The organism is Agrococcus sp. Ld7, assembly GCF_045064095.1.
Lineage (GTDB): Bacteria > Actinomycetota > Actinomycetes > Actinomycetales > Microbacteriaceae > Agrococcus.
Genome location: NZ_JBISGY010000037.1, coordinates 303,554 through 326,538, shown reverse-complemented (window position 1 = coordinate 326,538; position 22,985 = coordinate 303,554). Strand labels below are relative to the sequence as shown.

The following is a 22,985-nucleotide window of genomic DNA, read 5'->3' as shown; positions in this document are numbered from 1 at the left end:
GAAGAAGGGCCCGGTCTGAGACCGAGCCCTTCCTGGCGGTAGCGAGGGCGGGGTTCGAACCCGCGACCTCACGATTATGAGTCGTGCGCTCTCACCAACTGAGCTACCCCGCCAGAACGCTCACCCAAGCACGAAGCATCAAGCGAACGCGAGCCCCGAGCGAGGATCGAACTCGCGACCCCTTCCTTACCATGGAAGTGCTCTACCGCTGAGCTATCGGGGCGCTGCCGTGCAGGCAACCGAACGATCATAGCATCGGCTGAACCGTCATCGCACCCGCCGGGAGGCACCGTGGACCACGTCGTCATCGCTGGAGCATCGGGCTTCATGGGCAGGCACCTCGCGAGCGCCATGCGGCGCGACGGTCGCTACGTGCGAACGGTCGGGCGTGGAGCGTCGGCGGATGCGACGTGGGGCGACCGGGATGCGCTCGCGCGAGCGGTCGATGGTGCCGCACTCGTGATCAATCTGGCGGGCAAGCCGGTGCACGCGCGCTACAACGATGCCACCAGGGACGAGATCCTGCGCTCGCGCGTCGAGACCACTCGTGCGCTCGGCGAGGCGATCGCAGCGGCTGCGGCACCGCCTCCGGTCTGGCTCAACGCGTCGACGGCGACCGCCTACGCGCACAGCACCGCGAAGGCGCACACGGAGGCTGATCCCACGAGCCAGCAGGGATTCTCGGAGGACGTCGCTCGGGCGTGGGAGCGCGAGCTCGACGCGGCAGCAACGCCAGCGACCCGTCGAGTGGCGCTGCGCACCACGATCGCCCTCGGACACGACGGTGAGGCGACGCGCCTGCTCTTCCGCCTCGCGCGGCTCGGACTGGGCGGACCGCAGCTGGACGGGCGGTGGTTCGCGCACGAGCGCTATCGGGGACTCACTGCTGCGCGAGGCACCCCGGAAGCCTCGGCGCCGAGCGCAGGAAGGGCGACGCGCGGCGGGCAGCGCTTCTCGTGGATCCACATCGATGACGCGGTCGCTGCCGTGCGCCACATCGAGGCGACGCCGGCGCTCGTCGGCCCGGTGAACCTCGCGGCCCCCGAGGCGTCCACCAACCGCGAGCTCATGCGACTGCTGCGGCATACGGTCGGCATGCCGATCGGGATTCCGGCGCCCCGCTTCGTGCTGGAGCCGGCCATGTGGGCGCTGCGCACGGAGAGCGAGCTGGTGCTCAAGAGCCGATGGGTGTCCCCGGGCAAGCTGCTGCAGAGCGGGTTCGCGTTCCAGCATCCTCGGCTTGACTGGGCGCTGCGGGCGATCTGGGCGAGGATGCGGGCGGCGGGGTGAGGGGGCGGGTTGCGGGGTCTCGTGACGGGGCCTGCGGCCCCTCCTCGACCAACGGAAGAGCCCGCAGATCGAGGAGCGGGCGGGCGCAGCACGCCCGCGTCACGAGATCGCAGACCGCGGCAGCTCGGGTCTTGAGACGGAACAACCCGCAGATCGAGGAGCGGGCGGGCGCAGCACGCCCGCGTCACGAGATCGCAGACGGCGGCAGGTCGGGACTCGAGACGGGGGCGGCTGGCCGCGCGGGGTCTCGTGACGGGGCCTGCGGCCCCTCCTCGACCGACGACGCGGGGTCAGGGGGCGGCGGTTCGCTGCCAGGAGCCGTGCACGTGCTCGACGGCGCCGGCGGCCTCGAAGGCCTCGAGCCATCCCCGCATCGGCCAGAACCCCCAGCGATCGGCGAAGAGCCGGCCGTTGCGCAGGATGTCGTCGAGGTGCTGCCACGGCGGGCTGGAGGTGGGATGGAACTGGTGGTACGCATGCGCCCCACCCACCCACGAGAGCGTCACCGATGTGGCGCTCGCGCGCATTGCGAAGTCCGTGTCCTCCGCGCCATACCCCACGTACGACTCGTCGAAGCCGCCGATGCGGCGCCACGTGTGATCCGTGAGCGCGAACGACAGCGACCAGAAGAGCACCTGCTGCTCCTCTGTCGCGTCCTGCACCGTGCCGTCGGGCGGTGACGGCCGCGCCGCGTGCGGATCGGTGAGGGCGGACAGATCGGTCGTCTCGTCGACCAGCGCCGCCTCTGGCAGGTAGGTGACCGGACCGCTCAGCAGGCCGTCGGGCCGGGCCTGCAGCGCGGAGGCATAGGCGGCGAGCAGCCCATCCCCCGGCACGCAGTCCGCATCGAGGAACACGAGCGCATCGCAGCCCCGCTCGATCGCCGCAGCCGCGCCCGCGTTCCGCGCTGCCGCGAGTCGCATGCCGGCAGCCGCCGGGGGAACGTGCAGCACGAGGGTCGCGGGAACGTCGGATGGCGGCGGATCGGTATCCAGCCAGACGACGATGCGCTCGAGCCCCGGAGCGTCGCGCAGCCGCTCCTGTTGTCGCCCCAGGTGCAGCGCGCGCGAGCGCGATGCGAGCGTGATGGTGGCCATCGTCACGGGTGTCCTCCCTCGGCGATGCGATCGATGATGGCTGCTGCGCGGCCGGCCGCTCCGGTCACGCCCCAGCGGCTCCAATCGGGCTCCAGCGCCCCCGCCCGATCGAGCACGTCGCTCCAGTCGCAGCCGGCGGGGTCGTCGACGACAACCGCGAGACCGAGTCGCTCGAGCGCCGCCGCCGTGTGCTGCTGCTCGCCGAAGGGCCGCGGCCGTGGCACCACCACTGCCCTGGCGCCGGCGGCTGCGACATCCGCGATCGCGTTCTGGCCGCCGGCGGTGATCACGACGTCTGCCTCGCAGAGCGCATCCCACGGGTCCTCCAGCCAGCTCGACCCGCCCGCGAGCCGCCACCGCCGATCGGGCGCCGCCGCCTGCGCGGCGCGCAGCATCGCGTCCCACTCGGCGTCCTCCCCACCGCCGCCGAGCGCGAGCACCGTCCCCGGCCGCCGATCGGCGCTGCGTGCGCGAGATGCGTGCCGCGAGATGCCGCCGACATGCTCGAGCCCTGCCTCAGTCGCGGATGACGCCGCCGCGGCGGGCCAGGGTGCGAGCACGGCGCCTGCGAGGCGTCGGCCGAGCAGGTGTGGCTCATCGCGCCGGTCGCCCGGCTGCGCCACCAGCACCACCCGGCGGCCCAGCAGCCGGGCCAGCAGCGTGACCTCGACGGACACGTCGACGACGAACGCGTCGAGCCGAGGCGCGAGCGCCGCCATCGTCGACATCCGCGTCGCGTGGCCGCGATGGCCGATCGGCGCCCAGTGGAGTGCGCCGGCAGCCGAGGGATCCGCGTGCGCCGGGTTGCCCCGACCCTCATCCCCGTCGTCCCTCGGCAGCTCGACCCAGGTCGTGTCGGGCGGCAGCGCAGCGGGCCGCGGCAACGAGCTGCAGACGACGACGGATGCCTGCACGTTCGGTCGGATCGCGCGGAAGCGGGCGAGGTGCCCGAGCCCGTGGTGGTGGATGTACCAACCGATCTCGGTCACGGCTCCGCCGGCACGCGGTCGAGGGAGACGACAGGGCGCGACACCTGCTGACGGTAGAGCGCGTCGAGCCGCGGCAGCCACCGCTGCGGGGAGAAGCGCTCGATCGCGTGCTGGCGGATCGTCTGGCGCTCGGCGGGCGTGGTCTGCAGCAGGGCGGATGCGGCGGCAGCCAGGGCCGCTGTGTCACCGGGCGGCACGAGTCGGGCGCCGGGGAGCCCTCGGACGACCTCCGAGATGCCGCCGCGGTCGAACGCGGCCACCGGGGTGCCGGTCGTGAGCGCCTCTGCCACCACCATCCCGAAGGGCTCGTCCCAGCAGGGCGTCACGAGCGCGCATCCGCTGCTGCCCACGACCTGCGCCAGGCGGCGGCGACGCAGCGGGCCGAGGTGGCGCACGTCGGCGCCGAGGCGCGGAGCGACCGCCTCGTCGAAGTACTGCACGTCACCGACCCGGCCGAGCACGGTGATCTTGCGTGCGAGCATGCGTGCCGCATCGATGGCCAGGTGCGCGCCCTTCTCCGGTACGAGGCGACCGAACCACACCAGATCCTGCCCACCAGGCCCGAGCGGCCACGCCCCGGGGTCGACGACGTTCGGCAGCACGGTCGAATCCACGCCGAACGCTCGCCACTCGCTCGCCGTGTGGCTGCTCACGGCCACGAACGAGTGGGCTGCGCCGGCGACGACGGCGGCCGCGACGAGCTCTGGCAGCGGCGGCGTGTGCAGTGTCGTGAGCATCGGGATGCCGTGATCGGCGGAGCGCTCGATCGGCGTCGGGTGCAGGCTGTGGTTGTCGATCAGGTCGAAGGCGTCCGGATTCGCGATCAGGTGGTCGACGACACCGCCCAGCACGCTCGAGACCTGATCGAGGTAGCCATCGGGGTAGGCCTCGTCCGACGTCCGCGCGCCGCCCCAGACGACACCGGGCAGCAGCATGCGCTCGGGCGTGCGGTCGAGGAAGTCCGAGCCGCGCGCCGCGATGAGCGTGACCTCATGCCCGAGCGCGCGCAGCGAGCGCACACGATCCCAGACCGCCGCCTCCAAGCCGCCGGGATGGGGCTGGCGGATCAGGTGCCGGGACGGTGCGATGACGAGGATGCGGAGCCGTTCCGCGCGAGCGAGCCGGGTCACTCGGCCGCTCCCGCACCGACGACGAGCGAGCGGTAGAGCGTCGCATGCGCGTCGGCGATCGCGGCGCGCTCAGCGTGCCGCGCTGGTGCCCGATCGGCGACGAGCGTTCGACGCGCCACGGACCCGGCGCGGGTGCCGCCCGCGAGCGCCTCGCGCACCGCTCGCCCGGCGTCCGCCGGCTCGGTGAAGCCGGAGTAGGCATCCGGATGCTGTCCGGCCATGGCCAGCGCGCCGGGCCCGACGACCGGGACGCCACGATCGAAGCAGAGCTCGACCCATCCGGAGTGCGTGCCGTGGCCGTAGGGCAGCAGGGCGGCGTCGAGCTCGTCGATCTCGGCCAGCAGCGCGGCGTCGTCCGGGCGATCGCGCACGATCAGCTCGCAATCCGGTCGCTCACGCAGCATGTCCGTGAGGTGACGGGCGAGTGGGGCATCCCTGGTGGTTGCGTTCAGCAGCACGCGCCCCACCGTTCGCTCGCTTGCGAGCGAGTGGTCGTCCAGAGCCAGCAGCAGCGCCTCGATCGCCGCAGCCGCCGCGATGTTCGGGCGCAGATCTCGCAGGTGCACGCCGATCACGCGCTGCGTCCGCTCCTGAGCGGCAGGGGCAGGCGCATCGAGCGGCAGCAGCGTCGGATGCGCGAGCACGGTCGCCTCCCGGCCCCACCCGCGGCGCACGTCGTCGGCAGCCGCTGTCGTGAGCGTCAGCACGGCGCTCGCGCGCGGGATGAGGAGGTCGAGGTCTCGCAGGTGCCGACCCTGGTCGGTGAGCTGCGGATTCTCCACATCGTGCACGGTGTACACGAGCGGCCTGTTGCACTCCCGCAGCGCCTCGATCGCTGCCTCGAGCCGCCCCGCCGGCAGCGACTCCATGCCGAAGTGCACGTGCAGCACATCGAAGTCGGCGGCGTGGTCGCGGATCCAATCGGCGTCGAGCATCACGGGCGGCCACCATCGCTCCGGGTGCCGCGGGTCGGGCGCGAGCTCGTCGTGCACCGCGATGCCCGCATGCGCGGTCACGGCGGCAACATACGGATGGCGGGCCGGCACGGCGGCGACGCGCACAGCGGCGGCATCGCGCTCGGCAGCGATCGGGGACCGCGACGCTCGCGAGGCTGACGGGCGCGGACGTGGTTCGTCGACGCTCGGGATGAGGTGCACCGGCATGCATACACTATTGCCGAGAAGCCTGAACCTGTACCCCAGGCCTGGCGCCATCGCCCGGTGCCAAAGCCGAGAGGAGCACGCATGCCTGGCGAGGATGCCGCACGTCGGCAGCACTATGCGGACTTCTACGCGCCGGCGGACACCGACGGCCCTCGCGGTGTGGTGCTGGGCAATTGCCAGGCGGAGTCGCTGCGGCAAGCGCTCGCCGGCTCCGGCGTGCGGTTCTCGCGCGTACCGCCGGTGCACGAGCTCGTGACCAGCGACATCCCGCACCTGCAACGACTACTCAGCCGGGTCGACGTGATCGTCGCCCAGCCGATCCGCGATGGCTACCACGGGATGCCCCTCGGCACCCGCCAGATGCTCGATGCGGCTCCTCCCGGCGTGCGCTCTGCGCTCGTGCCCGTGATCCGCTTCGCAGGGCTCTACCCCTGGCAGGCGATCGTGCGCCCACCGCAGGATCCGTCGGCCGATCCGCCCGTCGTCCCGTACCACGACCTGCGCACGCTCGCGGCTGCCGCCGGATCGGCGACCATCGCGCGACCGTCGCAGGCCGCGCTGCGCTCGATCGCCGATGCCTCCCTGGATGAGCTGCGATCCCGCGAGGAGCGGCACCGCACCGTGCCGATCTCCGACGCCTTCGCGCATCCGTCGTTCGCCCTCATGCGCACGATCAATCACCCGGGGAACCCGGTGCTGGAGGTGCTGGCCGAGCGCGTGCACGACCGGCTCGGGCTCGACGGCGCGACGGCGCCGCTCGGCCGCCCGATGCTCGATCGCGTGCACGCGCCCAGGGAGGAGCCCGTCATCGACCTGTTCGGGCTGCCCGACGAACCCCGCGCGCACTGGCTGGTCGACGGCGAGCCGGTCGACGACGCCGAGGTGCGTGCCGCGCAGCTCGCCTGGTATCGCGAGCACCCGGATGTCGTGCAGGCGGGCCTCGACCGGCATGCCGAGACGATGCGGGCGCTCGGCCTGTGACGGCTCAGCTGCCGCTGCTGGTGCACTTCGGCGATCCGCAGCACGGGGTCGATCGCTGCGCCCGGGCGCTCGCCGAATCGGTGCAGGCGCTTCGGCCGGAGATCCGGCTCGCGCGCATCGAGCGCGCTTCCGACGCGCCGCGGGTGCACATCCACTTCACCGACCGGCTCTGGGGCGCCGACGCCGAGTCGGCGGCTGCCGCGGTCGAGGCACTGGCGGCGGATGCGCGCGTCGCCGTCACCGTGCACGACGTGCCCCAGCGCTCGGACGGTGAAGAGGGCATGCGGCGGCGCGCACGCGCCTACCGACGAGTGGTCGAGGTGGCAGACGTGATCGTCTGCAACAGCGAGCACGAGCGATCGCTGCTGCAGGCCTGCACGGGCACCGACGCGGCCATCGATGTCATCCCGCTGCCCTCGGCCGTGCCGCTGGTGCGCCCTGCGGCCGGCACGCCGCGGAACGAGGTGGCCGTGCTCGGATTCTTCTACCCGGGCAAGGGGCACCGGGAGGTGGTCGATGCCGTCGCGGTGCTGCCCGAGGCGCCGGCCGTGACCGCGATCGGGCGCGCAGCCCCCGGACACGAGGCAGAGCTGGCCGAGCTGCAGGACTACTCGGCCGGCCGCGGCGTCGCGTTCACCGCGACCGGCTTCGTGCCCGACGACGCGCTCCTCGAGCGCGCCCAGCAGGTCGCCGTGCCCGTTGTCGCGCACCAGCACGTCTCCGCCTCCGGATCGCTGAACGACTGGATCGCCGCGGGTCGGCGGCCCATCACCGTCACGAATGCCTACTTCCGGGAGATGGCAGCGCTGCGGCCGGGCACCGTGCGCCTCGTCGAGCCGGCTGGGCTCTCGGATGCGATCGCCGCAGCACTCGAGGACCCTGCCAAGACGTGGCTGTCCGATCGCGCGCAGACCGGACCGCACGCCGACGACGTCGCGATCGCGTACCTCGCGCGATGGAGCCGCTGGTGAGCGCGCCGTTCGGACGTCCGATCATCGGCAATCGATGGGACGCGGCGGCGGATGCTGCCGAGCCGCGCTCGGTCTCCGTGATCATCGCGCACTTCGACCAGCAGCGAGAGCTCGACCGCACGTTGGCGGCGCTGCGGCGCCAGACGCACCCTCGCGCGCTGCTGCAGATCATCGTCGCGGACGACGGCTCGCCGACGCCGCCGGTCGTCCCGGCCGACGTGACGCTTGCGCGCCACGAGGATCGCGGCTTCCGGCTGGCTGCCGTGCGGAACCTCGGCGTGCGGCACAGCACCGGCGACATCCTCTGCTTCCTGGACGCCGACACCGCCCCCGAGCCCGACTACGTCGCACGCATCACGCGTCTGCCGTCGCTCGCTCCGGACGTGGTCGCGGTGGGGCGCCGTCGGCACGCCGCGCTAGCGGATGACGATCGGCCGATCGAGCTCGCGGGTCCCGCCAACGAGATCGCGGAGCCCGCATGGCTTGACGACGCCTATCGGCGATCACGGGATCTCCTCGATGCCGACGCGCGCTCCTACCGCTTCATCATCGGCGCCGTCGTTGCGTGCAGCCGCTGGCTGTTCGACCATGTGGGCGGCTTCGACGAATCGTTCGAGGCGTACGGCGGCGAGGATTGGGAGTGGGCGTATCGGGCTTGGCTCCAGGGCGCAGCCTTCGCGCACGTGCCCGACGCCGTGGCGTGGCACGACGGGCCGGATTGGGCCGGGCGCGACGAGGCGGACCGCCGCGCCCGGAAGAACGAGGAGACGCTCCGTCTGATGCGGTCGATCCGAGCGCCCGGCGCTGCGCCCTTCGCGCTGCTGGGCCCGAACGCCGATGTGCTCGTCATGCTGCGAGCGGCCGAGTCGGTGGCCGCGGGCGTGGTGTGCGTCGACAGCCTGCTGCAGGCGCTGCCCGACGCGCGCGTCGTCGTGCCGCCAGCCGTTCGAACGGCCCTCGAGGCCGACCCGCGCGTCGTCGACGACTGGCAGGGCCGAACCAGGGTGGAGGTCGAGGTGCCCGCGCCCGTGCACGTCGACTCGGATGCTGCGCTCCGGCTGCGAGCGGCCGTTGCCGCTGTCGGCGACGGCGACCTCGGTGCGATCGCGTTCGGCTCGCACGCGATCGTGCGGGCGTCGCGGGCGAGAGCACGGGATGCGCGCTGGGGTGCGCCGACCGGGTGGCGGACGGAGACGCGCTCGGCGGCGAGCATCACGCCGCTGCATGATGCGCCCGATCTTGAGGCCTACTTCGGTGGCTGGTGGCCGCCGGGGTAGAGCGCCGAGCCCGGCCTCGAGCCGGGCACCCGCAGATCGAGGAGCGGGCGGGCGCAGCCCGCACGCGTCACGAGATCGCACACGGCGACAGCCCGGTCTCGAGCCGGGGCCTCCGGCCCCTCCTCGACCTACGGGGATGACCGGCCTCCGGCCCCTCCTCGACCTACGGAGGGCAACGCGGCACCCCGCAGATCGAGGAGCGCGCGGGCGCAGCCCGCACGCGTCACGAGATCGCAGGCGGCGACAGCCCGGTCTCGAGACGGGGCCTCCGGCCCCTCCTCGACCTACGGAGGGTGACGGGGCCCACGGCCCCTCCTCGACCTACGGAGGGCCCCGTTACTCCTCCAGGGTGTCCTTGCTCCAGGCGGCGGTGAGCGTCGGCTCGGCGGCCTCGCCGTGCGCGAGCGCGGCATCCTGCGCCGCGTTCTCGTCGAGCATCTCGCGCTGCGCCTGCTCTTCGTCGCCATCGGTGTACGGCAGCGCGACCCCTGGCATGCCCCAGGCCGCGAATCCGGGCCCAGCGCCGGTCAGGCGCAGTCCGCTGTCACCGAAGACGCTGACACCGCCGTCGCCGAACAGCCGCGCGGGCTCCCCCGCGAGCCCGACGTCGCCCTCCTCGATCACGACATCGTAGAAGCCGCGCGCGGCCACGCACAGCACGCTCGAATCAGCCGTCTCACGGATCCAGACCAGCGCCTCCTCGCCCACGTGCAGCCACCGCATCCCGCCGCCGCGCAGCGCCGGCTGCTCGCTGCGAAGCGCCAGCAGCTCTTTGTGCAGCGCGATGGAGTCGGCGTGCTCGTCGATGGTGTCCCACGGCATGGGGGTGCGGGAGTCCTCGCCGTTCACGCCAGTGAGGCCGAGCTCGTCGCCCGACCAGATCACGGGGATGCCCGGCATCGACACCGCCATGCCGAGCGCGACCGGCACGGCGCCGGGCAGCGCGTTGGTGGCGAACCGCGGGGTGTCGTGCGTGTCGAGCGCGTTCATGTTGTGCAGCCGCGTGCGCCACGGGATGCCGGCGATGAAGCGCTGGTGCTGCGCGTGCACATCGACACCCGTGTAGGAGGGAATGACCGAGCGGGCCATGCCGAGGCCGCCGAACGCGGCGGATCCGGGCACCGACAGCCAGCCCCACACCGGGCGCGTGAAGTTCGCGTAAGTCATCGCGCCGTGCCAAGCATCGCCCTGGAAGTCGTCGGTCGCGTCGTTGGTGGACTCCCCCAGCAGCAGCGTGTCGGGGTTGATGTCGATCATCGTCCTGCGGATGATCTGCCGCACCTCGGCGTTCAGGTCGTCGGTCTCGTAGCGACCGGTCATGTTGGCCACGTCGATGCGCCAGCCGTCGAACGAGTAGGGCGGCCGCAGCCACGTGCCGACCACGGAGTCCGGGCCCTCGATGAAGCGGTCGCGCAGCTCCTGCGAGTTCCAGTTCAGCTTCGGCAGCGAGCCGTGCCCGAGCCACGAGGCGTAGGTGCCTTCCTCGTGGAAGTAGTAGAACGCGCGCTCGGGAGCCTCCTCGTCGGCCTGCGCAGCCTGGAACCAGGCGTGCGTGTCACCGGTGTGGTTGCTGGTGAGGTCTCCCATCACCTTGAGCCCGCGCGCGTGCGCGGCCTCGACGAGCGAGATGAGCGCCTCGTCGCCGCCCAGCAGCGGATCGACGACGTCGAACGTGGACGCATCGTAGCGATGGTTCGAAGCGCCGGGGAAGACCGGCGTGAGGTAGAGGACGGTGGCGCCCAGCTCGACGAGGTGGTCGAGGTGCTCCTCAACGCCCGGCAGGTCGCCGCCGTAGAGCTGGGTGGAGACACCCGGGCCCGAGCCGATCACCGGCTCGTCCCAGTTGGCCGCCTGCGCCCACTCGGGCGTCGGGTGCTGCGCCGCCTGCTCGGAGCGCGCGAACCGGTCGGGGAACACCTGGTAGAGCACCGCATCCGTCGCCCAGGCGGGCGGCGCCGGGTGAGCGACGAGCGCGAAGTCGGCATCGTCGCGGGTCTCGATCGGGTGCACGCCCTCCTGGTTGATCCAGTCGGTGTGGCCGGAGGCGTAGTGCACGAGCCAGCGATAGCGATGCACGGGATTCACCACCCGGATCTCGGCCTCCCACCAGTCGTACGCGCCAGCGGTGCCCACGTGCACCGCCTTGTTGAAGAACGGCTCGCGATCGGGGTTGGAGCGCACGAGCACCTCGAGCGGCGTGTCGTGCGAGACGGGCACGCGCAGTCGCACCGTGACGATCTGGCCCATGGCGGGCGTCAGCGTCGAGACGTGCAGGGATGAGCCGTCGTGGTGGGGTTGGAGCACCAGACCACGCTAGGTCATCGCGGTCACAGGTCTCGCATCGAGTCGGCCGGCTCCGGGCCCTTGAACCGGACGATGTTGATGATCGCGGCCGTGAGGCCGCCCCATAGGACGACGATGCTGATCGTCATCATCACGATGGCTCCGATGGTCATCGGATCACCTCCTCGTCATGCTCGGGCGCCTCGAGCGGCGTCGCGGTCTTCCACTTGGGGATCGAGAGCAGGACTGCCGCTACGAGCGCTGCGCCGGCGACGCCCCAGCCGAACACGCCCAGCATCCACGCAGGGTAGCCCTCGTAGGGCGTCGCGATCGCGGCGCCCACCTCGAGCACGAGGATGAACGCGATCGCAAGCGGCGTGATGACCATCACGAGCGCGACCCACCACCGCCCGAGCCTGACGGATCCGTAGCGGTTCATGTGCGCCGCGAGCGACGGCACGCGTCGCACGGCCCACGCGACCGCGAGCATCGCGACGAGCGCCACGAGCAGGATGCCGAAGCGGTTGATGAAGTAGTCGGCGATGTCGAGCACGAGCACGCCGCTCGTGGTCGAGAACAGCAGGATGCTCACGGTCGCCATGGGCACGGTGACGACGAGCGTCGCCGTGATGCGTCCGAGCTCGAGCTTGTCGCGCACGGCCGAGATCACGACCTCGAGGATGCTCACGAGCGAGGTGAAGCCGGCGAGCACCAGCGAGGTGAAGAAGAGCACCCCCAGCAGCGCCCCCAGCGGTGCCTGGGAGATGATCGCCGGGAAGGCGACGAACGCGAGGCCGATGCCGTCGGCGACGACGTCCGCGACGCCGAGGCCCGTGGACTGCGCGAGGAAGCCGAGCGCGCTGAACACGCCGATGCCGGCGAGCAGCTCGAAGCCCGAGTTCGCGAAGCCGACGACGAAGCCGGATCCGGTCATGTCGGTCTTCCTGCCGACGTAGGAGGCGTAGGTGATCATGATGCCGAAGCCGACCGACAGCGAGAAGAAGATCTGGCCGAAGGCGCTCGCCCAGACGGCGGGCTCGAGCAGCGCCGCCCAGTTCGGCTCGAACAGCGTCTGCAGCCCGGTGAGGGCACCCGGCAATGAGAGCGCCTGCACGACGAGCGCGCCGAAGGCGATCAGCAGCACGGGGATGAAGATCACCGCGGTGGCGCCGATGCCCTTCTGCACACCCAGCGCCATGATGACGATCGTGAGGGCCCAGATGATGAGCATCGGGATGAGCACGGCGGGCACGAACTGCAGCGTCGCCTCGTTGTCGGCCACCTGCAGGAAGTCAGTGAAGAAGAAGGCCTCGGGGTCGTCGCCCCAGGCCTGTGTGAACGAGAAGCCGACGTACTGCGTCGACCAGGCGAGGATCGCGGCGTAGTAGACGGCGATGACGACGCAGATCGTCACCTGCCACCAGCCGATGAACTCGAGCCTGCGCGACAGGCGCGCGAACGACAGCGGCGCGGAGCCGCGCTGGGAGTGCCCGATCGCGTAGTCGAGCAGCAGCAGCGGGATGCCCGCGACCAGCAGCGCGATCAGGTACGGCAGGATGAACGCGCCGCCACCACCCTCGTACGCGACGTACGGGAAGCGCCAGATGTTGCCGAGGCCGACCGCGGAACCGATGGCGGCCAGGATGAAGACGGTCTTGTTCGAGAACCGACCGCGGTCGATGGGGGCCTTGGTGACGGGCATGGCGGCTTCCTCCGGGGCGACGACGCGGACGGTGACGGACTCACCTTGCCACAGCCGCAACCGGTGCGGCAGTCGGTTACTTCACCGCGCCCGCGGTGAGGCCGCTCACGATGTACTTCTGCAGCCACAGGAATAGCGCCATCACGGGAATGGCGGCGAGCACCGCACCGGCGGCGAACACCGGGTAGTTCGTGTTCGTCTCCTCGGAGACGTAGCGGAACAGCCCGACCGCGAGCGTGAGCTTGTCGGGACTGTTGAGGATCACCGAGGCGAGCAGGAAGTCGTTCGTGGTGCCGATGAACGACAGCAGGCCGATGACGGCGAGGATGGGCGCGACCAGCGGCAGGATGATGGTGAAGAAGATGCGGGCGTGACCGGCGCCGTCGATCTTCGCGGCCTCGTCGATGGAGGCGGGCACGGTGTTGAAGAAGCCATACATCAGGTAGGTGTTCACGCCCAGCGCCCCGCCCAGATAGACCATGATGAGGCCGATGAGGGTGTCGAGGCCGATCGCAGGGAAGACCTGGCTGATGCCGCGCATCAGCGCGTAGATCGCCACGACCGCGAGCAGCTGCGGGAACATCTGCACCAGGATCAGCCCGAACAGTCCCTGGCGCCTGCCCGTGAAGCGCATGCGCGAGAAGGCGTAGGCCGCGAGCGCACCCAGCAGCACCGTGCCGAGCGACGTCACGATGCCGACGATCAGGGTGTTGCCGAACCACGCCGCGTAGGGTCGACGGGTGTCACTGAGCAGCTGCACGTAGTTGTCGATCGAGAACGAGCGGAACAGCTGGTTGGAGCCGGTCAGGGTGCCGGTGGGGTTGAACGATGCGCTCAGCACGTAGATGAGCGGGAAGGTCGCGAAGATCACGATCGCGATGCCGACGAGATGCCGCCAGCCGAGCACGCGCAGCCACTTGCCGAACCGCATGCGCGGCTGCGGGGCAGGCCGTCGGCGCTCCGCGCTCTCGCCGTCGCGCGCCACCGGGTCGATCTCTGTGCTCATCAGTTGAGCTCCTCTAGCGCCTTGGTCCGCGAGAATGCGACGAACGACACGGTCGCCACGATCAGGAAGATGATGATCGACAGCGCCGATGCGAGGCCGTAGTCACGCGTGCCCGCCTCGAACGCGGTCTTGTAGACCAGGGTGATGAGCAGGTCGGTGTGGCCGACGTTCTCCTCCACGCCGGCCATGCGCGGCCCGCCGCGCGTCAGCAGGTAGATGGTGTTGAAGTTGTTGAAGTTGAAGGCGAACGACGAGATCAGCAACGGCGCGGTCGACACCAGCAGCAGCGGGAACTTGATGCTGCTGAACACCTGCCAGCCGCTGGCGCCGTCGACCGTGGCCGCTTCCGTGAGCTCCTCGGGGATCGACTGCAGCGCACCCATGCAGATGAGGAACATGTACGGGAAGCCGAGCCAGACGTTGACGAGCAGCACCGAGAACTTCGCGAGCCACGGCTCGGTGAGCCACGGGATGTCTGCGGAGCCGAAGAGCACCTCGTTGACGAACCCGAACTCCGTGTTCAGCAGTCCGAGCCACACGAGCGCGGAGAGGAAGGAGGGGAAGGCGTACGGGAGGATCGAGAGCACCCGGTAGACCTTGCGCGAGCGCATGCGCGGATCGTTCAGCGTCAGGGCGAGGAACAGCCCGAGCACGAAGGTCACCGCGACCGACAGGATCGCGAACGAGAACGTCCACAGCGTCACGCCGAGCAGTGCCTCGCCGTACTTCGGGTTCTGGAACGGGTACAGGAAGTTCTCGAAGCCGACCAGGATCTGCCAGCCGGTGCCGAGCGCCTGCCCGTCCTCGGTCTCGAACTGTCCGTTGCCGAGGTCTCGGTAGACCGTGTCGGTCGACGTGTCGGTCATGGTGTCGGCAGCAGCGTCGTAGACGAAATTCGATTGGAACACGAACGCCTGCACAGCGTTTGTCGTGCGCAGAAAGCCGTTCGAGAGCTCGTCGTCGAGCGGCACCTGCAGCGCGGTGATCTCCTGCTGGCGCTGCAGGATGTCCTGCGTCGACAGGCTCGTCCAGCCCTCGAGCGCGGTCGCGCGCGCACCCTCCATCGTCACCGCGGCGGGGTCGGCAGGCTCGAGCGCATCATCGGCGGTGCCGATGAGCACGGTGCCGTCGGGCGCGGTCGCGAGCAGTCCCAGACCCCCGGGAGCCTCGACCATCTGCACCTGATAGACCGGCGAACCCTCGATGCGCTCCGTGTTCTGCGACACGAGCGCGGCGATCGCGTCGTCCTTGGTGGAGTTGTGTCCGTCTCCGTAGTTCGTGAACGCGATGTAGCAGGAATAGAGCACGACGAAGATCTGGAACACGGCCAGGAACACGAGGCCGGGGGTCAGATACTTGGCCGGGAGCATCCCCGGCGAGAGGTAGATGATGTTGACCAGCAGCGTCGTCAGCACCAGGATGCCGAGGACGAGCCAGCTCTCCTGGAAGAACAGGATGGTCATCGCGAACACGGCGACCGCGTCGACGATCGCGAGCATCGCGATCTTCGCGAGCATCGCTCGCGCGCTGGGCGGCTGATGCATGATGCCGCGCTTCGGGGCCCTGCGTGCAGGGGCGGACGTCGTCGTCACTCGGGCTCCTCGCCGACGGACAGCACTGCCTGCGACGCAGGTCAGCGGTAGTGCGTTTCAGGTGCTGCGGCGGCCGGCTCCCGAGAGGAGTCGGCCGCCACAACGAGGACTCAGTCCTCGAGCGTGCCCTGGATCTTGTCGGCCATCGACGTCCAGAGCTCTGCCGGGTCGCCGTCGCCGGCGATGATCTGTGCCTCGGTGGTGCCCCAGTCAGCCCAGAGCGCGTCCATCTCGGGGATGTTGGGCATCGGCACGCCGGCAGCGCCGACCTCGCCGTATGCCGCGACATCCTCGTTCGACTGCGCCGCCTCGAAGGCGGACGAGAGCGCGGGAGCGCGCTGACCCGACTCGAAGATCGCGGTCTGCGCCGTCTCGCCGGCGATGTAGTCGGTCAGGAACTGCGCGGCGACGATCGGGTTGTTCGCGTACTGCGACACCATGAAGCCCTGCACGCCGACGAAGGGCGTGGCGGGCAGCCCACCGGCCGACGGGATCTCGCTGACCGCGTACTCCACACCCGCGTCCTGGAAGGTCGAGAGGTTCCAGGGACCGGTGATCGTGTACGGCGAGGCACCGCTGGCGAACTGCTCCTTGGCGATGTCCTGCGAGATGTTGAGGTTGATGATGCCGTCAGCACCCCACTGCGCGAGCGCACCCGCGAACTCGACGTTGCCCTCGTTGCCGAGCTGCAGGTCGTCGGGGTTGTAGGAGCCGTCGTCGTTCATGCCGAAGACCGGGCCGCCGAAGGAGGCCTGCATCGGGTACAGGTGGTACGGGTCGGCATTGTTGGGGTCGATCCCGACGAGCAGCGGGAACTCCGCGTCGCCCGACTCCACGGCCGCCTGACCGGTCGAGACCAGTTCGTCCCAGCTGGCGGGCGCGTCGGGCGCCAGCGCGGTGTTGCGCACCAGAGCGATGTTCTCGATTGAGACCGGCACCCCGTAGACGGATCCCTCGTAGGTCATGGCCTCAATCGACACGTCTTCGAAATCGCCAGCGAGCTCGCCGAGCTCGACCGGCGCGATGACGCCGTTCTGCACGAGCTTCCCGATCCAGTCGTGAGCGCCGACGACCACGTCCGGGCCCTCACCGGAGGGCGCCTGGGTGGTCAGGTCGTCGCGGATCGTTCCGAAGTCCTTGACGACCAGGTCGACGGCCGTGCCGGTCTCCTCCTCGAAGGTCGCGATGACACCCTCGAGCGCCGTCGCGCGGTTCTCGTCCATCCAGATGACGAGGTCGCCGCCCTGCGGGGCCGCGCTCTCGCCCGAGCTCGACGGGGCGGGCGTACCGCCCCCGGAGCAAGCAGCGAGCGTCAGCGCGAGTGCGCCGACTCCTGCCACCTTCATGAAACTGCTGTGCTTCACGGTGCCTTCCTTCAGCTGTGGGGGCACCTCTCCCGACGGTCGCCGAGAGCAGGGCCCGGCTAATGCTGTCGCCGCGCCCTGTGAATCGCAACACGACTCGGGCCTCTGTCGCCGATCGTTCGCAAATCGTGACCATTGCGCCCCTCCCGCGCAGCGTCGTACGCGGCCTCTCGGCCGCTCGCCGACGAACGTCCATGCGTGACCCAGCGCATCCGCATAGCCTGGTGGCATGACTGATCTTTCGACGCAGCCCGTCGCACCCCAGGACTCCAGCACTGCCGGTGCCGAGTGGTGGCGCTCTGCCGTGATCTACCAGATCTATCCCCGCTCCTTCGCGGATGCCTCCGGCGACGGCGTCGGCGACCTGCAGGGCATCGCCTCCCGCCTGCCGCAGGTGGCCGAGCTCGGCGTCGACGCCATCTGGCTGAGCCCGTTCTACCGCTCCCCGCAGAAGGACGCCGGCTACGACGTCGCCGACTACCGCGACGTCGATCCGATCTTCGGCACCCTCGACGATTTCGACCGCATGCTCGAGACGGCCCACGGGCTCGGCCTGCGGGTGATCGTCGACCTGGTGCCGAACCACTCCTCCAGCGAGCACGTCTGGTTCCAGGAGGCGCTCGCCGCGGCCCCCGGCAGCGAGGCTCGCTCCCGCTACATCTTCCGGGACGGCAAGGGCGAGTCAGGCGAGCTGCCGCCGAACAACTGGCAGAGCGTCTTCGGCGGACCGGCGTGGACGCGCGTGCCCGACGGACAGTGGTACCTGCACCTGTTCGACTCCTCGCAGCCCGACTTCGACTGGAACCACCCCGCAGTCGGCGACATGTTCGTCGACGTGCTGCGCTTCTGGCTCGACCGCGGCGTCGACGGCTTCCGCGTCGACGTGGCGCACGGCAACGCGAAGGCTCCCGGCCTGCCGGATGTCGACGAGGAGCTGCTCGCCGCCGGATCGATGGACTCGCCGTACTTCGGCCAGGAGCACGTGCATGAGATCTACCGCCGCTGGCACCTGGTGCTGGAGGAGTACGAGGGCGACCGCGTCCTGTGCGCCGAGGCCTGGGTGCAGCCGCTCGAGAAGATGGCGCGCTTCGTGCGCCCCGACGAGATGCACCAGGCCTTCAACTTCGTCTACCTCGAGACCCCGTGGGACGCGCAGCGACTGCGCACCGTGATCGACGAGTCGATCGAGGCGTTCGGGGCCGTCGGCGCTCCTCCGACGTGGGTGCTCTCGAACCACGACACGATCCGCCACCGCACGCGTCTCGCCCTGGTGCCGCCGCCGACCCACGGCGCCGGCATCGGTGCGACCTCCGAGTCGAAGGCCGACCCGACGGTGTCGCTGCGCCGCGGCCGCGCCGCCACGATGCTCATGCTGGCCCTCCCCGGCAGCGCCTACATCTACCAGGGCGAGGAGCTGGGCCTGCCGGAGGTCACGGCGATCGAGGACCATCAGCGGCAGGATCCCACCTTCGCCCGCACGCAGGGAGCGCTGTGGGGTCGAGACGGATGCCGCGTGCCGATCCCGTGGGAGGCCGCGGCACCCGCCTACGGCTTCAACGCCAGCGGCGATAGCTGGCTGCCGCAGCCGCCCGAGTGGGCTGCGCTCGCGCGCGATGCGCAGGATGGCGTCGCGGGCTCGACGCTCGAGCTGTACCGTCTGGCGCTGCGACTGCGCCAGGAGCTCTCGCTGGGCACCGGCACGCTGGAGTGGATCGACGTGGGCCCGACCGCGCTGTCGTTCCGGAACGGCTCGGTCACGGTCGTCGCGAACCTCGGCCACGACGCGGTCGACGTGCCGCGCGGCGAGATCCTGCTGACATCGTCGCCGCTCGATTCGGCGTCGCTCGCGGCCGATGAGGTCGTCTGGGTCAGGACCGGCGCGTAGCGTCACTGATGCGCCTGGGGTGCCGCTTAGCGGTGCTCCAGGTTCATCTCGCGCGTCTGCAGCCACAGCATCGGGTCGAACGAGACGTAGTCGGCGTTCTTGAGCTCAAGGTGCAGGTGCGGGCCGGTCGAGCGGCCGGAGCTGCCGACCTGACCGACAACGTCGGTGATGTCGACGACCTGGCCGACCTCGACGTTGATCGTGCCGGGCATCATGTGCGCGTACCAGGACTGCACGAACTCGCCATCGATGTTGTGGTCGATGAAGACCGCGTAGCCGCCGCCGCCAGGGTTGTTGCCCTGCCATACAGCGGAGACGACGCCGTTGGCGATCGGACGGATCTCGGTGCCGAGGCCAGGCGTCAGATCACTGCCGCCATGGAACCCGCCCGGCCGATAGCCGAACTGGCTCGAGAGCGCCACCTGATCCATGGTCGGGAACGGCGTCTGCACGAACCCGGTCTTGAGCATGCTCCAGACCTGCGGGAACGCGGGGTCGCCCGTATAGGAGCGACCCACGGGCTCCCCATCGGCGACCGCCTGATAGGCGGCACGCTCGCCGGCCGACATCCGCGCGACAGCCATCTGGTCGTTGACCGTCACGTCGTCGCGCGCGAAGTAGGTGGTGGACTCGGCGGAGACGCTGTCGAGCGTCTGCGCGTCGTCATGGATCTGCGCGACCTCTGGATCAATCCCGGCACCGGGCTGGACCGCCTGCGCGGGCAGCGAGGTGACGACGACCAGCGAGCCGATGAACAGCAGCGCCCCGCCTGCCGAGAGCTTCTGCGCCACGCGGCGCCCTCGCCCTGGCTTCGGCTGCGGCGGCGGCGCAATCGAAGCCCGGCGGATGACGCGCGGGGCGAGCGGCCGTGCGGGACGCACGCCGGGCACTGCCTCGCCTCCGTTGCCCAGCGACGGCGCATCCACGGTGATGATGGGCGCCGTGTAGGTCGGCTCGGCGATCGTGACCGAGAGGTCACGGGCAACGCGGGTCGCGGCCTCGCGCAGCGCTCGGCGGCTGACGTACAGGGTCGCAGCACCCTCGACGACCGTCACGCGCTCAACCGCGCGGGCCTCGCTCGCCGTCATCGCGATGGCCTCGGCGGCCCGCTCCTGCTCGCGCAATGCGCGGCGGGTCGGCTGCGTCGCGTCGGTTCGCGCAGCGTCCACAGCAGACGAGCGGAGTGCTCGTCGGGTGGGATACGTCACGCTGTTGCCGTCCTCAGGAATTGGGGGTCACGGTCGGATCGCGCTCTCGCGCCAATCCGAGGGATCGACCGGCACCGATCGTCGCATGGACCGATGCTCGGGTGCAACGGCATGCCGAGGGCACGCGCATCGCCTTGTCCGACCACCAAATATAACGGATCGGTAACGGTGTGGCAAGGGTCAGACCTCGGTCGGGCGCAGCGGCGCGAGCAGAGCCATCAGCTCGTCGGCGAGTGCGGGAGCCGCCGCGATCAGGAAGTGGCCGCTCGCGGGAGCACCGTCCCAGCCGCGCACGACGCCGCCCGCCTCCTCCACGATCAGTGCACCGGCAGCCATGTCCCACGGCTGCAGACCGCGCTCGAAGTAGGCGTTCAGGCTGCCGTTCGCGACCGACGCGAGGTCGAGCGCTGCGGCGCCGATCCTGCGGATATCGCGCACCGACCCGATGAGCCCCTGCACCACGGCGGCCTGCCGCACGCGGCGCTCCGCGTCGTATCCGAAGCCGGTGCCGACGAGCGCGATCCCGGCGGGCACCGCATCCGCCACCCTGATCGCGCGACCGTCCTGCTTCGCTCCGCCACCGCGCTGCGCCTCGAAGACCGTGCCGGTGGCCGCGTTCACGACCGCGGCGGAGACGGCTCGCCACGTCGTCGGGTCGGGGTCACCCTCGACGAGCGCGATCGACACCGCATAGGCGGGAATGTCGTAGAGGTAGTTGACCGTGCCGTCGATCGGGTCGATGACCCAGGTGAGACCCGAGGTGCCTGCAACGCTCGTCCCCTCCTCGCCGAGGATGCCGTCGTCGGGTCGGGCAGCGCGGATGCGGTCCACGATCAGCCGCTCGACCTCGCGGTCGGCATCGGTGACGATGTCCTCGAGGCTTGACTTGCTGGCGGCGATCGTGACTCCCTCAGCGCGGCGGCGCTTCGCGAGCGCCGCCGCATCAACGGCAGCGCTGCGGAGCAGGTCGTGGAGCTCGTGCATCTGTCGAATCTATCCCCGTCGCAACGCCCTCTGCGCGGTCGTCGCGCGGCGTTGCCGACATGTATGCTGGACGGCGGCCGTGATCGGCCACGGCGAGTTACCCAAGCGGCCAAAGGGATCTGACTGTAAATCAGACTGCTCAGCATTCGGGGGTTCGAATCCCTCACTCGCCACGCTCCGAAGCCCCGTCCGCGCGACGGGGCTTCGTCGTTGGCGGCCGGCCGCCGCACCACGGGGCTTCGTCCTTGGCGGCCGGCCGCCGCACAACGCAAGCTCCGATCCCCGACCCTGCGGCTCGCTGCCCGGATCGCCCGGCTGTGCCGCTTGCCGAGACTGCCGGGCTTGCGTTGTGCGAGGCCGGGCGACCGGAACAATGCGTAGGATCGGGCCATGGCAGATTCCTCGTTCGACAACGTCGCATCCAAACGGTCGACACATTCGACCGAGGCTTAGGCCTCCCAGCGCGGCACGACCTGGAAGGTCCGCGAGTGCCGTGTCTCGCGCGAGCTCGGCGGCACCAGGACGTGGTCGATCAGCGGCCGCAGCAGCACGTTTCGGTCGGTCGCATCGAGCGTCGGCCACAACCTGGCGAGGCCCGTCGTGCGCAACCCTCAGCATTTGATAACGATCGAGTAACACTGGATGTTGGAGGTGCGCGAGAACGTCATCATCTGCCTATGAAGCGATCCCACGGCGCAGCGCTTAGCAGCATTGCCATCTGTGCTGCCTTGTCTGTTATTGCATCCCCCGCAATTGCGGCTGATCCCCCGGGTGGCAATGTTCCCTACGCCGACCTTTCTCGTGCTCAGGCGCAAGTAGCCGCCGAGCCAGCGCCTGATGAGGTCCTTCCGGCTCTGACAGCGGCAGAAATGCAGGCCTTTGTGAACACCGAACCTGGCACTCAGCTCCCTGATGAGTGGTCGATCAATTCCACGGAGTCCTATGCCATCTCTGAGGAGATGATGCAGACCGACCCCTTGCCGATGGTGAGCCCCTACGACTCGACGTCGAGCACCGGCCCGGTCGACCCTACAGTTGCGACGGCTGCTAAGGGTCCGCGATATGCGATCTACTGCAGTGCAATTCAGGACCGACCCCACCGCTCGTCAACGATCAATCGTCGCGTCAACACTCATATGCGTGGCAAGTGCCCGGTGCCCCCTGTGTTCCACTCGTTGGCGGGGGCGACTTACCGTCAAATGTGGTACGGCTGGCTCATGCAGGTCGCCGTGGCCGACGTCTCATCCTCGGCGCACATGGGGATCAACCTCGCGTTCCGGTGCCACAGCGGGAGCTATGAGCGCTACCGCTCCTTCGGTCGGTTCCATGCACAGTTCACGAACGGCTACAAGGGTGTCACGTACCGCGACACTTACGGGTACGCCGAGTGCCGTTAAGGGCTTGGCGGAAGCGAGTTCTGGCAACGGTTGTTGGAGGCATCGTGATCTGTTCTGTAGGTGGATGCGGTCTCAATCCTGACGAAACGCAGGTCAGCTCCGAGCCCACTGCAGGGTCCTCCCCAACTGAACCGCCATCCGCTGAGTCGCGGGAGGTCAGCATTGATGCATCCACTCTTCCGACCGAAGCCGATCTAGAGGAGGTGCCAAATTTGCAGGTCGCCGGAGTTGCGGTTGCACCTTTCCTCGTGATGTCCACGCGGACCGCGGCTCCGACGCGCGCACCCGAAGAGGTGGTATGGCACGAAGTGCCGGAAGCCGATTTCGTTACGCTAACGACCTCGTTCCCGCCACGATCCGTATTTTTCGCAGGTTCTTCCGAAGTAGACGAGGACGGAATACCGGACGTCGACGAGCAGACGTACGCTGACTGCCAGCTGGGGATGGACGGCGGGTGCGGCTACGACGCCACGGGTGACCAGATAACGATGCGCATTCCCGCTCAGATCGAGCGATCCGCGCCGCTCTATCTTGTGGTGCAGGCGGAATGGGACGTGGTGAGCCCGTCTTCGCCTTCGAAGTTCAACTCCGTGTTGGCGAGCTACGCGGTTCTCATTCAGCCGTAGCGAGACCACGCGTGGGGCGTGCGCCGGGTATTGCAGCTCG

General features: G+C 69.9%; 19 protein-coding genes and 3 tRNA genes. 8 read left to right on the top strand and 14 right to left on the bottom strand.

Annotated features, from left to right (window positions below; genetic code table 11):
* Positions 1–39: 39 nt before the first annotated feature.
* Both ACJJVL_RS14075 and ACJJVL_RS14070 read right to left on the bottom strand, forming a co-directional pair.
* A tRNA-Met gene (locus tag ACJJVL_RS14075) sits at positions 40–113 on the bottom strand.
* A 38-nt stretch (positions 114–151) separates the two neighbouring features.
* Positions 152–223, bottom strand: a tRNA-Thr gene (locus ACJJVL_RS14070).
* A gap of 68 nt (positions 224–291) precedes the next feature.
* Between ACJJVL_RS14070 and ACJJVL_RS14065 the strand changes: the two genes are divergently transcribed.
* Complete coding sequence (locus ACJJVL_RS14065) at positions 292–1,290, top strand: epimerase (protein WP_405219673.1); 999 nt, start codon at positions 292–294, stop codon at positions 1,288–1,290.
* A gap of 290 nt (positions 1,291–1,580) precedes the next feature.
* Here ACJJVL_RS14065 and ACJJVL_RS14060 read toward each other — a convergent pair whose 3' ends face one another.
* From ACJJVL_RS14060 to ACJJVL_RS14045, 4 genes are read right to left on the bottom strand one after another with little or no spacing between them, the layout of a single operon-like run.
* Positions 1,581–2,387, bottom strand: coding sequence for a galactosyltransferase-related protein (locus ACJJVL_RS14060; RefSeq protein ID WP_405219740.1), 807 nt, complete (start codon positions 2,385–2,387; stop codon positions 1,581–1,583).
* Between the two features lie 2 nt (positions 2,388–2,389).
* On the bottom strand, positions 2,390–3,376 hold the full coding sequence (locus ACJJVL_RS14055) for a glycosyltransferase (protein ID WP_405219671.1): 987 nt from the start codon (positions 3,374–3,376) through the stop codon (positions 2,390–2,392).
* The gene (locus tag ACJJVL_RS14050) at positions 3,373–4,506 is read right to left on the bottom strand and encodes a glycosyltransferase (protein ID WP_405219669.1); all 1,134 of its coding nucleotides are present in this window, start codon (positions 4,504–4,506) and stop codon (positions 3,373–3,375) included. The genes ACJJVL_RS14055 and ACJJVL_RS14050 overlap by 4 nt, the downstream gene beginning before the upstream one ends.
* Positions 4,503–5,522 (bottom strand): glycosyltransferase family 4 protein, encoded by a 1,020-nt coding sequence (locus ACJJVL_RS14045; RefSeq protein WP_405219668.1) that lies wholly within the window; start codon positions 5,520–5,522, stop codon positions 4,503–4,505. Before ACJJVL_RS14045 ends, ACJJVL_RS14050 begins: the two co-directional genes overlap by 4 nt.
* 228 nt (positions 5,523–5,750) lie before the next feature.
* On the opposite strand from ACJJVL_RS14045, the gene ACJJVL_RS14040 reads away from it, so the two are divergent.
* Genes ACJJVL_RS14040 through ACJJVL_RS14030 form a run of 3 tightly spaced genes read left to right on the top strand, consistent with a single transcriptional unit; the run spans position 5,751 to position 8,898 of the window.
* Positions 5,751–6,650 carry a WcbI family polysaccharide biosynthesis putative acetyltransferase gene (locus ACJJVL_RS14040; protein WP_405219666.1) on the top strand — a complete coding sequence of 300 codons (900 nt, stop codon included), beginning with the start codon at positions 5,751–5,753 and terminating at the stop codon, positions 6,648–6,650.
* The gene (locus ACJJVL_RS14035) at positions 6,647–7,621 is read left to right on the top strand and encodes a glycosyltransferase (RefSeq protein WP_405219664.1); all 975 of its coding nucleotides are present in this window, start codon (positions 6,647–6,649) and stop codon (positions 7,619–7,621) included. The genes ACJJVL_RS14040 and ACJJVL_RS14035 overlap by 4 nt, the downstream gene beginning before the upstream one ends.
* A complete protein-coding gene (locus ACJJVL_RS14030) occupies positions 7,618–8,898 on the top strand; it encodes a glycosyltransferase family 2 protein (RefSeq protein ID WP_405219662.1) in 1,281 nt (426 codons plus the stop codon). Before ACJJVL_RS14035 ends, ACJJVL_RS14030 begins: the two co-directional genes overlap by 4 nt.
* Before the next feature lie 336 nt (positions 8,899–9,234).
* On the opposite strand, the gene ACJJVL_RS14025 is transcribed toward ACJJVL_RS14030, so the two are convergent.
* From ACJJVL_RS14025 to ACJJVL_RS14000, 6 genes are all read right to left on the bottom strand, one after another.
* Complete coding sequence (locus ACJJVL_RS14025) at positions 9,235–11,202, bottom strand: glycoside hydrolase family 13 protein (protein ID WP_405219660.1); 1,968 nt, start codon at positions 11,200–11,202, stop codon at positions 9,235–9,237.
* A 23-nt stretch (positions 11,203–11,225) separates the two neighbouring features.
* Complete coding sequence (locus tag ACJJVL_RS14020; protein WP_405219658.1) at positions 11,226–11,354, bottom strand: methionine/alanine import family NSS transporter small subunit; 129 nt, start codon at positions 11,352–11,354, stop codon at positions 11,226–11,228.
* Complete coding sequence (locus ACJJVL_RS14015) at positions 11,351–12,883, bottom strand: sodium-dependent transporter (RefSeq protein WP_405219656.1); 1,533 nt, start codon at positions 12,881–12,883, stop codon at positions 11,351–11,353. Before ACJJVL_RS14015 ends, ACJJVL_RS14020 begins: the two co-directional genes overlap by 4 nt.
* Before the next feature lie 76 nt (positions 12,884–12,959).
* Positions 12,960–13,889, bottom strand: coding sequence for a sugar ABC transporter permease (locus ACJJVL_RS14010; protein ID WP_405219654.1), 930 nt, complete (start codon positions 13,887–13,889; stop codon positions 12,960–12,962).
* Positions 13,889–15,433, bottom strand: a complete 1,545-nt coding sequence (locus ACJJVL_RS14005; protein ID WP_405219737.1) for an ABC transporter permease subunit — start codon at positions 15,431–15,433, stop codon at positions 13,889–13,891. The genes ACJJVL_RS14010 and ACJJVL_RS14005 overlap by 1 nt, the downstream gene beginning before the upstream one ends.
* A gap of 158 nt (positions 15,434–15,591) precedes the next feature.
* Complete coding sequence (locus tag ACJJVL_RS14000) at positions 15,592–16,845, bottom strand: extracellular solute-binding protein (protein ID WP_405219652.1); 1,254 nt, start codon at positions 16,843–16,845, stop codon at positions 15,592–15,594.
* 229 nt (positions 16,846–17,074) lie between these two features.
* Here ACJJVL_RS14000 and ACJJVL_RS13995 point away from each other — a divergent pair, with 229 nt between their 5' ends.
* Positions 17,075–18,730, top strand: coding sequence for a glycoside hydrolase family 13 protein (locus ACJJVL_RS13995; RefSeq protein ID WP_405219650.1), 1,656 nt, complete (start codon positions 17,075–17,077; stop codon positions 18,728–18,730).
* A gap of 26 nt (positions 18,731–18,756) precedes the next feature.
* On the opposite strand, the gene ACJJVL_RS13990 is transcribed toward ACJJVL_RS13995, so the two are convergent.
* A complete protein-coding gene (locus ACJJVL_RS13990; protein WP_405219648.1) occupies positions 18,757–19,899 on the bottom strand; it encodes a peptidoglycan DD-metalloendopeptidase family protein in 1,143 nt (380 codons plus the stop codon).
* A 219-nt stretch (positions 19,900–20,118) separates the two neighbouring features.
* Positions 20,119–20,922, bottom strand: a complete 804-nt coding sequence (locus ACJJVL_RS13985) for an inositol monophosphatase family protein (protein ID WP_405219646.1) — start codon at positions 20,920–20,922, stop codon at positions 20,119–20,121.
* Positions 20,923–21,013: 91 nt separating this feature from the next.
* On the opposite strand from ACJJVL_RS13985, the gene ACJJVL_RS13980 reads away from it, so the two are divergent.
* The 3 genes from ACJJVL_RS13980 to ACJJVL_RS13970 all read left to right on the top strand — a co-directional run bounded on the left by ACJJVL_RS13980 (position 21,014) and on the right by ACJJVL_RS13970 (position 22,945).
* Positions 21,014–21,095, top strand: a tRNA-Tyr gene (locus ACJJVL_RS13980).
* Positions 21,096–21,599: 504 nt separating this feature from the next.
* Positions 21,600–22,319 (top strand): hypothetical protein, encoded by a 720-nt coding sequence (locus ACJJVL_RS13975; RefSeq protein WP_405219644.1) that lies wholly within the window; start codon positions 21,600–21,602, stop codon positions 22,317–22,319.
* A 212-nt stretch (positions 22,320–22,531) separates the two neighbouring features.
* A complete protein-coding gene (locus ACJJVL_RS13970; protein WP_405219642.1) occupies positions 22,532–22,945 on the top strand; it encodes a hypothetical protein in 414 nt (137 codons plus the stop codon).
* The last annotated feature ends 40 nt before the right edge of the window (positions 22,946–22,985 follow it).

Coding starts and splice junctions, on each gene's coding strand:
- ACJJVL_RS14060 (WP_405219740.1), bottom strand. CDS start 2,387: ATGGCCACCATCACGCTCGCATCGCGCTCGCGCGCGCTGCACCTGGGG.
- ACJJVL_RS14040 (WP_405219666.1), top strand. CDS start 5,751: ATGCCTGGCGAGGATGCCGCACGTCGGCAGCACTATGCGGACTTCTAC.
- ACJJVL_RS14020 (WP_405219658.1), bottom strand. CDS start 11,354: ATGACCATCGGAGCCATCGTGATGATGACGATCAGCATCGTCGTCCTA.
- ACJJVL_RS14015 (WP_405219656.1), bottom strand. CDS start 12,883: ATGCCCGTCACCAAGGCCCCCATCGACCGCGGTCGGTTCTCGAACAAG.
- ACJJVL_RS14010 (WP_405219654.1), bottom strand. CDS start 13,889: ATGAGCACAGAGATCGACCCGGTGGCGCGCGACGGCGAGAGCGCGGAG.
- ACJJVL_RS14005 (WP_405219737.1), bottom strand. CDS start 15,433: ATGCATCAGCCGCCCAGCGCGCGAGCGATGCTCGCGAAGATCGCGATG.
- ACJJVL_RS13995 (WP_405219650.1), top strand. CDS start 17,075: ATGACTGATCTTTCGACGCAGCCCGTCGCACCCCAGGACTCCAGCACT.
- ACJJVL_RS13985 (WP_405219646.1), bottom strand. CDS start 20,922: ATGCACGAGCTCCACGACCTGCTCCGCAGCGCTGCCGTTGATGCGGCG.
- ACJJVL_RS13975 (WP_405219644.1), top strand. CDS start 21,600: ATGAAGCGATCCCACGGCGCAGCGCTTAGCAGCATTGCCATCTGTGCT.